Below are 12,163 nucleotides of genomic sequence, written 5' to 3' on the forward strand. Positions count from 1 at the left end.
TCAGCTGTGGACGTAGATTTCCGAAATGAGGCCGGGAGCCCGGTCCGCCGGTTCGAGCGTCAAGCCGCTCATCCGGGGGCCAGGCAGGCGATTGATCAAGACCCGCGCGGCGGCGTCGCCATCGCGGAGCTGGAAGGTCTGGTCGCAGCGTTCCGCCAGCGGCAGACGGGTATCGGAGCGGATGGCCAGGCCCAGGCGCCCGTCGGCCAGCGGCTCTTCGACCGGCCCGGTGAACGCCACCTCACCGCTGGGATCGACGACCCGGGGGGTCATGCCCTCCCAGTCGCCGGTCAGGATGTACTTCCAGGTCGTCTCGCGGGGTTCGAGCTGTAGCCGATAGGCCGGCGCGGGATCTCCGGGCAGACCCTCCAGCGGGATGGCGACCGCGAAGTCCGGCCGGCGGCCGCCGGCCCAGGCCGCCCAGGGACCGTCCGGCTCCAGCAGCGGCCAGGCCTCGCCGGGCCGGAGCACCGCGATGCCGGGGCCAAAGCCTGTCGGCCCACCCGCGATCGGGCCCAGGCCATCGGTATAGCCGGCGAACATCGGATCGGCCGCGGTGACGCCGAACCGCAGGTCGACCGGCGCCACGGTCGCGGCCAGCGGCGCGCCCCCGCCCCTGGGTTCGGTGTCATAATAGACCCGCAGCACATTCGCCGCGGCCTTGGCCACGGCGCCCGTCCGCGCGAGCCAGCTATCGGTGTCCGGGTCGGGCCGGAACGCCAGGCGCAGCCGCGCGGGGTCGCGGAAATAGCCGTGCCCGACCTCCACCGAGAACAGGAGCGCGTAACCGGCCATCGCTCAACCCACGCCTTCCGGCAGCACATTGACCACCGGCCGGACCACCTGCGGCGCCTGGGCCTCGATCCGCGAGCTGTCGATCACCACCATGCGCATCCGGTAGAGCAGCGACGGCAGGTATCGCCCGCCCAGCACGCCCCACATGTTGCCAAGGTCGGCGATGCTCAGGTTCTCGATCTCCAGGCTTAGCCGTTCGATCCCGGGATCGAGGTCCGGCGTGTTCTGGTGATCGAACACCGGCTGTCCCTGAAAAAAGGCGGCGGCGCCGGAAATGGCCTTCAGGGCCTCGGGGTATTTGGCGCCGCTGAAGTTGGCGACGAACATCACCATCAGGTTCAGGAAGATCGGCGGCTGGACGACCGCTGTGCGACCGGCGCCGGGAATATGGTCCGGAGTGCGCCGCGGCGAGGGCTCGCGTTCGATGTTGACGAGGAAGGCGACCAGCTTGTCGACGGACTGCGGAACGACCGTTCCGTCGGCTTCCAAGAGGTTCGAAACAACCACCAAGTCCTCAGTAGACTGGGCGTTGCGCTTCAGCGCCTGGTTGAGCTCGCGCGCAACCCTGGTGATGGCCGCAGCTATCATTGCGCCCCCTTTTCGCCGGCCTGGCCCGACAGCTTAACCTTGAGTAGTACGCGACAGTAGGCCGCACTCGCGACTGTCCGCAATCGCTTTTGACGGCGCCAGACGCCTGACTCGGCAATCAGCTTCACCGGGACGGCGACGAACCTGCGGTTGCGTGGTTTCACGCGGACGCGCGGCCCGATTCGGACTAGCGTCAGTTGGTGACACGCTCTTAAGAGAGCTTGCCTAGGATTTGTGCTGTGGCTACGCCGGATGTGAACGGGCTAGGCCGTTGAGGCTCGCTGACGGCAAGGCCGCTTGATGCTTGGCGACGAAACCACCAATTCCGTACGCGCGGCCCTGGCGCGGGGCGATCTGCTCGCGGCCTATGACGAAGTCGCGCGCGGAAAGGAGCTGGGCCATCGCGGCCTGGACTACCTTGAGGTGCTCACCCTGGCGCGGCTGGGCGACACCGAACGTGGCCTGCGGCTCTATGAGACCTATCGCCTGGCGTCGATGGGCGACGTCGACGCCCTGTCGCTGAAGGCCCGGCTGCTCAAGGACGAGGCCTTCGCGTCCGGGCTGGCGCCCAACCGCGAGAAGCTGCTGCAGGCCTGCGCCCTCTACGCGGCGGTCTACCGGCGCACGCGATCCAGCTATCCGGCCATCAACGCCGCGACCCTGGCCCGGATCGGCGGCCGCTCCCGCCTGGCCAATGCCCTGGCCGGCGTGGTGGTCGAGCAGCACAGCAGTGAAGGCCGCCAGGACTATTTCTCGCTCGCCACCCTGGCCGAGGCTCTGGTGGTGCTGGGCGACATCGACGGCGCTGCGGCCGCGCTCAGCCGCGCCGTCCGTGCGCCCGACGCCGACGTCGGCTCCCGGTCGACGACCTTCCTGCAACTGCAGCGCCTGGTCTCGGCCAGCTACGACGCGGAGGAGTTGAAGGGTCTGCTGGAGCCGGTCCGGCCCCCGAAGGTGGCGATGTTCTGCGGCAACATATTCGTCGGCTATCCCGAGCTGGAGGCCCGCCTGGCCGCCGACATGCGGCAGGTGATCGTCGATGAGAAGGTCGGGTTCGCCTACGGCGCCCTGGCGGCCGGCAGCGACATCCTGATCGCCGAACAGCTGATCGACGCCGGGGTCGAGCTGCACATCGTGCTGCCCTTCGCCGAGGCGGACTTCCTGACCCAGTCCGTCGCCCCCAGCGGCGAGGAGTGGGTCCGCCGCTACGCCGGGTGCAAGGCCCGCGCGGCCTCCCTGACCCTGGCCAGCAACATGAGCTTCGTGGGCGAGCAGGCCCAGTTCGCCTACGGTTCCAAGGTGACCATGGGCATGGCCATGCTGCGCGCTCGCCACCTGAACGGCGACTCCATCCAGCTCGCCGTCGTCGAGGCCGAGGGCACGGGCACGCTCAGCGGCTCCGACATCGCCGCCTGGGGTGCGGCGGGCGGCCGCTCGGCCGTGCTCCGCGCCGACCGGCTGCAGCGGCCGGTGAAGCCGCCGCCGCCGCCGGAATCCGTCGTCAAGCGCGGCACCTACGGGCTCATGTTCTCCGACTTCCCGGGGTTCACCGGCCTGGACGAACGCGCCCTGCCGATCTTCTGGGAGGAGGTTATGGGCCGCGCGGCCACCGCGCTGGAGCGCTACGAGGACGTCATCCGCGAACGCAACACCTGGGGCGACGCGCTCTATGTGGTGTTCGAGGACGCGCGCTCCACCGCCGCCGCCGCCCTCGACCTCTCCGAGGAGTTCGGCAAGGTGGACTGCAAGGCGCTGGGCGTGCCGGAGGGCACCGCCATGCGCATCGCGCTGCACTACGGCACCACCTACTTCGGCCACGATCCGGTCAGCCGCCGCACCACCTACTACGGCAGCGAGGTGTCGCGCGCCGCGCGGATCGAACCGGTGACCCCGTCCGGCAGCGTCTATGTCACCGAGCCTTTCGCCGCCGTCCTGGAGATGGAGGCCGACCACCCGTTCACCTGCAACTATGTGGGCAAGACGGAACTGGCCAAGGGCTATGGGGTCTATCCGCTGTATCGGCTGCGGCGCGACCCGATGATGACCTCCGACGACCTCTAGAGATATCTGTGCTTCCCCCAGCGCCCGTCATCCCCGGCCTTGTGGCGGGATGGCGAACCGCGGGTGAGGATCGATGGGGATGGCGAACGTGAGCGCCGGTTCCCTACAGCCGGGCCTGTTTCGATGGCGCCAGCGCGGCGCAGATCGCGGCGTTGGACTTGGTGAGGCTGGCGGTCGCGCCCAGGGTCTGGTTCAGGATCGCCAGCCCGGCCGCGCAGTCGGCGCGGGCTTCGCCCATGCGGCCCGCCTTGGCCAGCACGGTCGCGCGGTTCACGAGCAGGTCGCCGTGGTTCGGATGGACCTTGCCGTAGCTGGCGTCGTAGTTGCGCTTGGCGTCGTCCAGCGTGGCCAGGGCGCCCTCGGTGTCGCCGCGCTGCGACTGGATCAGCCCCAGATAGACGTCGTCGATGCCGATCAGGTAGTGCGGCCCGCCGAACGCCTTGCGGTAGATGGCCACGGCTTCCTGCAGCGCCCGCTGGGCGTCAGCCAGCTTGCCGGTGGCCTGCAGGATCTGGCCCTGGATGGACAGGGCGTCGGCGATGCTGGGGTTGTCCTTGTCGAGCACCGCCCGCTCGATCCGGAGCGCCATGGCGATCTGGCGCTCGGCCAGGGGCTGCTTGCCGGCCAGGAAGGAATTCTGCGCCAGGGCGAACCAGGCCTTGCCGGTCAACAGGTGCTCGGCGCCCAGCGTCCGCTGGTCGATCGCCAGGGCCTGGCTGAGCGAGGCCTCCGCCGCCGCATACTGCCCGTCGTCGGACAGCAGCAGGCCGCGGTTGCTCAGGGCGGTGGCCACCGAGGCCGGCGGCGCGCCTTCCGACACCCGGTAGAACGCCAGCGCCCGGTTGAAGGCGGCGACGCCGGCGCGCACGTTCGACGAGGAGGTCAGGATCTTGCCCTCGGTCAGCGCGGCCTGCGCCCGGGTTAGGGTGTTCTTCTTCAGGTCGGGACCCAGCATGACCTCGGCCCGCTTCACGGTCGCCAGCGCCTTGTCCAGGGCCCCCTGCTTCAAATAGGTCGTGGCCAGGACGAGCAGCGCCTCGGCCCCGTCCACGCCGGCCTTGGCGATCGCCGGCTGCGAGGTCTCCACCGCCGTCCGGGCCTCGTTCAGCAGGCCCAGGTTGTTGTAGGCCCGCCCCAGGGTCCCGATCAGCCGGGCTTGGATCGCCGGCTGGTCGGCCAGTTCGCGGTGGGCGCGCTCGGCGCTGCGGCCCAGGATGGTCAGGGCGGTGATGGTGCGCGGGTTTTCGGTGGCGGGGTTCGAAAGCTCGAAGGTGCCTACCAGGTAGTCGGCGGCGGCCTTGGCGGCGGCGGCCTCCTTCTGGGCGATGACCCGCTGCTCGTTGGCCTCGATGCGGCGGGCGTTGGCGTAGAATGCCAGGCCGCCGGTGACCACCATGCCGCTCATCGCGCCGGCCGTCAGCGCCGCCAGCCGCCGCATCCGGCGCTGGGTCTCGCGCTGGACCAGCTCATCCAGCTTCACGCCGGTCAGCCCGGCGATCAGCTTCAGCTTGGCCAGCCGGCGGCCATCGGCGTCGGGGCGCAGGTCGGCGGCGATCGGCTCGGCGGGAACGTCCGACAGCTCCCCGTCCGGACCCAGCTTGTAGCGCAGGGTCCGGGGGAAGCACTCCTGGTCCTCGCGCCCCGGCGTGTCCGACGCGTAGGGCGTGCCGTCGATGATCAGCGCCAGCAGGCGGCTGTCGCCGTGGATGCGCTTGTACTGCAGGATCTCCTGCTCGACCCAGTGCGACTTGGCCGCGCCGGTCGAGCAGATGACGATCAGGAACATCGAGCCGCGGATGGCGGCGCTGAGTTCGCCGCCCAGATCCGCCGAGGCCGGCAGCTCGTCTCGATCCCGGAAGACCGGGGTCAGTCGCCGCGGAATCTCACCGATCGGCGTGACCTTGCCGACCAGCTTGGGGGGAATGCGATAGGACTCGATATCGCGATGCAGGCGCGTGGCGAACGCCTTATCGCGATGGCTGTAGCTGATAAAAGCCCTGTAGGAGTAGACGTGCCCCTGCCCGTCGACCAGCTTCCCGTTTTCAGCCATGGACGATCAGGCGTGAGCCAGTTCGCGCCGACGCCGCAACGCCGCCCCAAGCAGGCCGAAGCCCAGGATCAGGCTCATCCAGGTCGCCGGTTCCGGGACACCCGCGCTGAACGTCAGCACGCCGTCCTTGAACGTCGGACGCACGAACGTGCTGGGCCCGAAGTTCAGGCCGGTGATGCCACCCGTGCCCAGCGGCGAGAGCAGCGACAGGTCCGCTACCTGGGCCCGGTCGGCGCCGCCGCCACGACCGATGGGGTCGCCGAAGCCCGCGAAACCGATCAGGCAGGCGCCGGAGGCCAGACATTGAGCGTTGGTCAGGCTGGTCACCGTCGTCCGATAGGTCAGGGTCTGGTGCGCGGCGCTGCCGATACCGAACGAGATGTCCGTCGCGTCCCAGGCGTAGGCCAGCGACGACCCATCCGAGGCCGAGGTCCGGAAGCCGTTCAGCACGCTGCGAGGCCCGACGTCCGCGTTCCCCAGGGCATCCGTTATGCAGAACCCGTCACAGAAGTCGTTGTTGCTCAGGAAGAGGCCGCCATCGAGATGATAGAGCGTGGCGTCGCCACTCGTGACTTCAAAGGTGAACCCGACGGCGCCGATCAGGCCGTTGCCGCCTTCGCCAAGGCTCCGCAGATCGCTCAGTAGGCCGGGCCCGGCGGTCTGCCCGCAGGAGGAATAGAGGCAGCCGCCTGCGCCCGTGTTGGACAGATAGAAGCCGAGGCCGGCCGGCGTGATGGTCGAATTGAACTGCACCGCCTCGCCGGTCGGGTTGGTGAAGTCGATGTTGACCGTCGAGCTCGAGGTCATCGCCACGAACGAGGTCGGGCCGGAGACCACGTTGTTGCTCTCGAAGCTGACCAGATGAGACCCGACATCGACGAACGAGTTGAAGTCCCCGCCGGTCGGGCCGCCCGGTGCGTAGGTGCCCCTGCCGTAGCCCAGATCCGTGGGGGTCACGTCGACAGACGACGTGAACGTCACCTGGCTGGTGGCGGTGGAAGTCACCGTGCCGACCTGGGCATGCGCCCCGGACGCCGCCAGCACGACACCGCAAGTTATAGCCAATCCCAACCGGCCCATGATCGAAACTCCCTTACCCCTGAACGCCGGTCGCATCTCGCGCGATCAGCTTTACCTATCATTCACCCTAGCACGCCGGTCCGGAGACGCGATTCCGTTCTTCTGTGAGTTGAATCACGTTCCGAACATGTCCTGAACGAGGCCGCCAGGCAGATGCGCCAATCCCCGATCCGTCAGGCCACCGCCGCAAGCCGCCGCCGCATGGCGGCGCCCAGCAGGCCGAAGCCGAGGATTAGGCTCATCCACGTCGCCGGCTCCGGCACGCCGCTGCCCGTCGACACGAAGCTCAGCACGCCAGTGGCGGGATTGAACGCCGGCAGACGGAAGGACGCCGGCGAGAAGGTCACGCCGTCGATCGCGTGGCTGCCCAGCGCGGCGACGTGCGGCCCCGCGCGAAGCGACTTGAGCGCGAAGTCGGCGCCGCCGCCGCGGCCGATCGGGTCCCCGAAGCCGGAATAGGCGACCAGGCAGGTGTACTGGGCGCGGCAGGTGGTGTTCGACATGCTGTAGACCGAGGTCCGATAGGTCAGGGTCTGGTGCGCGGCGTTGCCGATCCCGAAGGCGATGCGCGTGTTGTCCCAGGCATAGCCGATCGCGGTATTGGACCCGAAGGGCGTCACCTGGCTGAAGTCGTCGAGCACGGCCCGCGCCGTCCCGAGCCCGTCGTCGACGTACAGGCCCTTGTGCCCGAGGTTATAGGTCAGGCTCAACTGGCCGGCGACATGGTAGAGGCTCTCCTCGCCGCTCAGGACTTCGAAATCGAAGCCGACCGTGCCCAGGACGCCCTTGCTGGTGCCCGGCAGCATCAGGTCCTTCAGTCCGAAGGTCGAGAGGCTGGAGATCTGCGGGCAGTCCGAATAGAGGCACCCGCCCCGCGTGTCGGCCAGGTAGAAGCCCAGCCCGGCCGGGGTGATGGTTGACTCGAACGTCGCCGCCTTGCCGGTCGGATTGTCGAAGTCGATCAGCACGGTCGACGTCGAGGTCGTGCGCACGAATGGGCCCGAAACGGCGTTCGAACTTTCAAAGCTGACGTTGTCCTTGGCGATCGTGACGAACGAATTGAAGTCCGATCCGCTCACCGCGGAGGTCTTCCGTCCCTGGCCCGCACCCATGTCGTAAGTCACCGGATGGGCCGCCGGCGGGAAGCTGACTTTGCTCCCCGCAGTATAGTTAACGGCGCCCACCTGGGCGTTGGCGGTGCTCGCTGCAAGCGCGACACCGCAGGCGATGATTAACCCAAACCGGTTCATGTAGCTCACCCCTTCTAGTCTCTCGAGTTCCGGCCCCGCTACGCGCCGACGCATTAACCTTCTCTACACCTTAACAGATTTATCGCATTAAGCGACCCAGTTCCCCTGTAAGTTGCCTGGAGGACGTATGGATCGTTTTGCCATGATTGGAGGCGTCGTCTGCGTAGTGTTGGGGCGAAAGTCGCCGTTCAGGTGGCCCCCGGCGGTTGTTCGACCGATTCAATTACGTTGCCGGCCGGCTCAAAGATGTGGACGCCACACCAATCTTCTGCGCCCGGGGCGCGGGTGGGCCTGCGCCAGGTGGACCAGCACCGCGCGGTGGCCGGCCATGAGCCGGCGATGCCTGTGGCCGACGGGCAGATCTGCCGGCCCTGACGCCCCGAGCCCGAAGGCCGGCTAACGCTTCGGCTTGAGGTCCGGTCGTGACGCCAGGAACGCCGCCCGCTCCGCCGCTGTCAGCACCTTGGCCCGCTTCTGTCGCGAGACCATCGGCGTCGGCGGCGCAAACGTCCCGGCCTTCGGCTTGCCGCCCTTCAGGTCCGAGAGCCGCTTGGTGGGGGGTTTCATCGGTCCGCGCTCCGCCGATCCGCCGAGCGCCCCGGATCCGAGACCCTCATCGCAGATTCTGCGGCGCTTCCCTACCGGCCTCGAACCTGCGCCATCGCGGTGGCGCATCAGCGCTACAGCTCCGCCAGCACCTCGGCGGTGTGTTCGCCTAGCGTCGGCGAGGGCCGAATCAGCGCCGGGCGGGCGCCGTCCAGGGCGAAGGGCGCGGCGGGCATCAGGTGGCGGCCGACGTAGCGGCGGTCCATCTCGGCCCAGAAGCCGCCGGCGATCAGCTGCGGATCGTAGCCCAGGGCGTCGACCCGCTGGACCGGGGCGGCCGGGACGCCCGCCGCCTGCAGCCGGGCCGCCGCCTCGCCGGGATCGAGCCGCCGCGACCAGGCGGCGATCTCGGCCTCGAGGATGCGGGCGCTCTGGTTGCGGCCGGCCGGCGTGGCCAGCGCGTGGCTCTCGGTCCAGCCCTCCATCTCCAGCACGTCGCAGAGTCCGCGCCAGGCCTCCGGCCCGTCCACTGCCACGGCCAGCCAGCTGTCCGGCTCCGCGCCTGCCACCACGCACACCGGCGCGGCGCGAGGCCTGGCGCTGCCGGTGCGGGGCAGCGGGCCGTCGTGCAGTTGCTGGGCGATCAGGGCGTCGGCGGCGAACTGGAATAGGCAGGCCACCTGAGCCAGGTCCACCTCGACCCCGCCCTTGCGCGCCCGGCCGCGGATCGCCGCCAGCACGGCGCCGGCCGCATAGAGCCCGGCGATCGGGTCGCCGAACGCCACGTGCTGCAGGCAGGGCGGCCAGTCGTCGTGGCCGTTGGCGAAGGGCATGCCGCTGGCCTGCTCCACCGTCGAACCATAGGCCCTGATGCCCGACAGCGGCCCGCCGTTGCCGAACGCCGGCATCGAAACGGCGATCAGGTCGGGATTGAGCGCGCGGCGTTCGGACGGCCCCAGGCCAAGCTTCTCCAGCACCCCGGCCGCGAAGTTCTCGACCATCACGTCGGCGCCGGCCACCAGGGTGCGGGCCCTGGCCAGGCCGTCAGGCGTCGAGAGGTCGAGGTACACACCGCGCTTGTTGCGGTTCATGGCGATGAAGTTGAACTTGGTCTCGCGCGGCGGGGGGTCGCCGGACTGGTCGGTCTCCCAGCCGCGCCACCAGTCGGGGTGGGCCTCGGACTCCACCTTGACCACGTCGGCGCCCAGGTCGGCCAGGGTGCGGGTGCAGAGCGGCCCGGCCCAGCCCATGGTGAAGTCAGCGACGCGGAGGCCGCTCAGCGGCGCGGCCGGTCCGGAGGCCGCGAACGCCGCCGCCGGCGGGCCGGTGAAGGTCATGCGGTAGGGCATCGTCGGCGCCGGCGCCTTACTGCCGTCGAAGGGCCCGAACGCCCCGCGGTCGCGCCAGTGTGGGACGTCCGGCAACTCGGTCAGATCGGCCATCGGGGTCACCGGCACCCGGGCCTTGCCAGCAATCGCCACCCACTCGGCCGTGGTGCGCTCCAGGAACGGCGGGGCGACCAGGGCGTCGACCTCGTCGGCCAGCAGCAGGCGCTCGAGGGTGGTGGTGAACCGGCGCTCCAGGGCCAGGTCAGGCCGGCCGATCATGCCGCAGAGGCCCCGCCACTGGGCCGGGATCAGGGCCGTCACCCCCACCCAGCCGTCGGCCGTGCGATAACTGGAGCACGGATAGCTGGGCACGAAGCGATTGACGCCCAGCCGCACCGAGCCGCCGCCTTCCATCAGCGCCGAGACCGCGCCGGTTTCGGTCAGGCACATGAAGGCCTCGAAGACATTGACCTCGATCCGCCGCGCCTGGGGCCGCGCCAGCAGGGCGGCCTGGGCGGCGTTGAAGCCGACGATGCCGGCCACCACCTGCGGGCCGTGCCCTTGGGCCAGGATCGGGGGGCCGGCCCGCTCGCCGAACGCATAGGCCAGGCCGCCCAGCGCCAGGATCACCTCGTCGGTTCCGCGCCAGTCGCCATAGGGGCCGTCGGGGTGGAACCAGGTCAGGGCCAACAGCGCGGGCGCGCCGGGCGAGCCGGCGGCCAGGGCCTCGCCCACCGCGACGCCCGAGGCGTCCTGGCCGGCGATCACCAGGTCGACGGGGCCAGCGGCGGTCGCGACCTTGTCCTGGTCCAGCCAGCGGCCATAGGCCTCGCCGGCCTCGCCCCCATACCCGATCGCCTGGTCGTCGCCGCCCTCGGCCCGCACCACCGTCGCGCCCAATTGGGCGAAGAGCCGGCCGCAATAGCGCACGGCCACGCCGCGCGAGGCCTCCACGACGGTCAGTCCGGCCAGCAGGGAATCCATCTCGCCTCAGCCCCCAGCCTAGCGGAACCGCGGGTCAGCCCGCCATCAGTTGCGCGTGGACCGCGTCGGCGCACTGGCGGCCCTCGCGGATCGCCCAGACCACCAGGGACTGGCCGCGCCGCATGTCGCCGCAGGAGAAGATGTTCGGCTGGCTGGTCCGGTAGTCGACGACATTGGCTGCGACGTTGCCGCGCGGGTCCAGGGCGACGCCGCTCTGCTCGACCACCCCGGCCTTGCGCGGGCCCACGAAGCCCATGGCCAGCAGGATCAGGTCGGCCTTCAGCTCGAACGCCGAGCCCGCGACCTCGACCATCTTCATCCGCCCGTCGGCGCCGGCGACCCACTCCAGCCGCGCGCACTCCAGGGCCGTGACGCGCCCGTCCTGGCCGATCACCCGCTTGGTGGCGACGGCGAAGTCGCGCTCGCAGCCTTCGGCCTGGGACGAGGAGGTGCGCATCTTCAGCGGCCAGTCGGGCCAGGTCAGGGCCTTGTCCTCATGCTCTGGCGGCTGCGGCATGATCTCCAGCTGGGTCACCGAGGCGGCGCCCTGGCGGTTGGACGTGCCGATGCAGTCGCTGCCGGTGTCGCCGCCGCCGATCACCACCACATGCTTGCCTCGGGCCGAGAGCGTGCCGGTGGGCGCGGCCACGGCTTCGTCGTCGCCGGCGTTGCGCTTGTTCTGCTGGGTCAGGAATTCCATGGCGAAGTGGACGCCGGCCAGGTCGTCGCCGGGGGCGCCTAGGGCGCGCGGATCCTCGGCCCCACCGGCCATCACCAGTACGTCGTAGTCGTCCAGCAGCCGCTGCACCGAGACCGTGACGCCGACCTCGAAGTTGGTGCGGAAGATCACGCCCTCGGCCTCCATCTGCCGGATGCGGCGGTCGATGAGCGGCTTCTCCATCTTGAAGTCGGGGATGCCATAGCGCAGCAGGCCGCCGATCCGATCGGACTTCTCGAACACGGTCGTCGCGTGGCCGGCGCGGGCCAGCTGCTGCGCGCAGGCCAGGCCGGCGGGCCCGGAGCCCACGACCGCCACCCGCTTGCCGGTGCCGCGCGCCGAGGGTTCGGGGACGATCCAGCCCTCCTCCCACCCGCGGTCGATGATCTGGCACTCGATGGTCTTGATGGTGACCGGGGTGTCCGGGATGTTCAGCGTGCAGGAGGCCTCGCAGGGGGCGGGGCAGATGCGGCCGGTGAACTCCGGAAAGTTGTTGGTGGACAGCAGGTTGTCCAGGGCATCGCGCCACTGGTCGCGATAGACCAGCTCGTTGAAGTCCGGGATCTGGTTGTTCACCGGGCAGCCCTGGTGACAGAACGGGATGCCGCAGCTCATGCAGCGCGAGGCCTGTTCGCGCACCTCGCCCTGCGGCAGCGGGTGGACGAACTCGTTCCAGGTCTTCAGGCGCTCGACCACGGGTTTGTAGCCGCGTTCGCGCCGTTCGATCTCCAGGAAGCCGGTCGGCTTGCCCATCTGCGTCAGT

General features: G+C 69.8%; 9 protein-coding genes. 1 reads left to right on the forward strand and 8 read right to left on the reverse strand.

What is annotated here, in order from left to right:
* Positions 1-795, reverse strand: a complete 795-nt coding sequence (locus Q0R13_RS15215; protein ID WP_293905390.1) for a hypothetical protein — start codon at positions 793-795, stop codon at positions 1-3.
* 3 nt (positions 796-798) lie between these two features.
* On the reverse strand, positions 799-1,383 hold the full coding sequence (locus Q0R13_RS15220) for a DUF4255 domain-containing protein (RefSeq protein WP_293905392.1): 585 nt from the start codon (positions 1,381-1,383) through the stop codon (positions 799-801).
* Positions 1,384-1,683: 300 nt separating this feature from the next.
* Here Q0R13_RS15220 and Q0R13_RS15225 point away from each other — a divergent pair, with 300 nt between their 5' ends.
* Positions 1,684-3,444, forward strand: coding sequence for an adenylate/guanylate cyclase domain-containing protein (locus tag Q0R13_RS15225; protein ID WP_293905394.1), 1,761 nt, complete (start codon positions 1,684-1,686; stop codon positions 3,442-3,444).
* A 103-nt stretch (positions 3,445-3,547) separates the two neighbouring features.
* Here Q0R13_RS15225 and Q0R13_RS15230 read toward each other — a convergent pair whose 3' ends face one another.
* From Q0R13_RS15230 to Q0R13_RS15255, 6 genes are all read right to left on the reverse strand, one after another.
* Positions 3,548-5,494 carry a tetratricopeptide repeat protein gene (locus Q0R13_RS15230; protein ID WP_293905396.1) on the reverse strand — a complete coding sequence of 649 codons (1,947 nt, stop codon included), beginning with the start codon at positions 5,492-5,494 and terminating at the stop codon, positions 3,548-3,550.
* A gap of 6 nt (positions 5,495-5,500) precedes the next feature.
* Positions 5,501-6,574 carry a PEPxxWA-CTERM sorting domain-containing protein gene (locus tag Q0R13_RS15235; protein ID WP_293905397.1) on the reverse strand — a complete coding sequence of 358 codons (1,074 nt, stop codon included), beginning with the start codon at positions 6,572-6,574 and terminating at the stop codon, positions 5,501-5,503.
* 173 nt (positions 6,575-6,747) lie between these two features.
* A complete protein-coding gene (locus Q0R13_RS15240; RefSeq protein WP_293905398.1) occupies positions 6,748-7,653 on the reverse strand; it encodes a PEPxxWA-CTERM sorting domain-containing protein in 906 nt (301 codons plus the stop codon).
* Between the two features lie 567 nt (positions 7,654-8,220).
* Positions 8,221-8,391 (reverse strand): hypothetical protein, encoded by a 171-nt coding sequence (locus tag Q0R13_RS15245; RefSeq protein ID WP_293905400.1) that lies wholly within the window; start codon positions 8,389-8,391, stop codon positions 8,221-8,223.
* A 113-nt stretch (positions 8,392-8,504) separates the two neighbouring features.
* Positions 8,505-10,682 carry a CoA transferase gene (locus tag Q0R13_RS15250; protein ID WP_293905402.1) on the reverse strand — a complete coding sequence of 726 codons (2,178 nt, stop codon included), beginning with the start codon at positions 10,680-10,682 and terminating at the stop codon, positions 8,505-8,507.
* Between the two features lie 34 nt (positions 10,683-10,716).
* Positions 10,717-12,153 (reverse strand): glutamate synthase subunit beta, encoded by a 1,437-nt coding sequence (locus tag Q0R13_RS15255; protein WP_293905404.1) that lies wholly within the window; start codon positions 12,151-12,153, stop codon positions 10,717-10,719.
* Between the last annotated feature and the right edge of the window lie 10 nt (positions 12,154-12,163).

Origin of the sequence: Phenylobacterium sp. (assembly GCF_025351295.1) — a bacterium.
Lineage (GTDB): Bacteria > Pseudomonadota > Alphaproteobacteria > Caulobacterales > Caulobacteraceae > Phenylobacterium.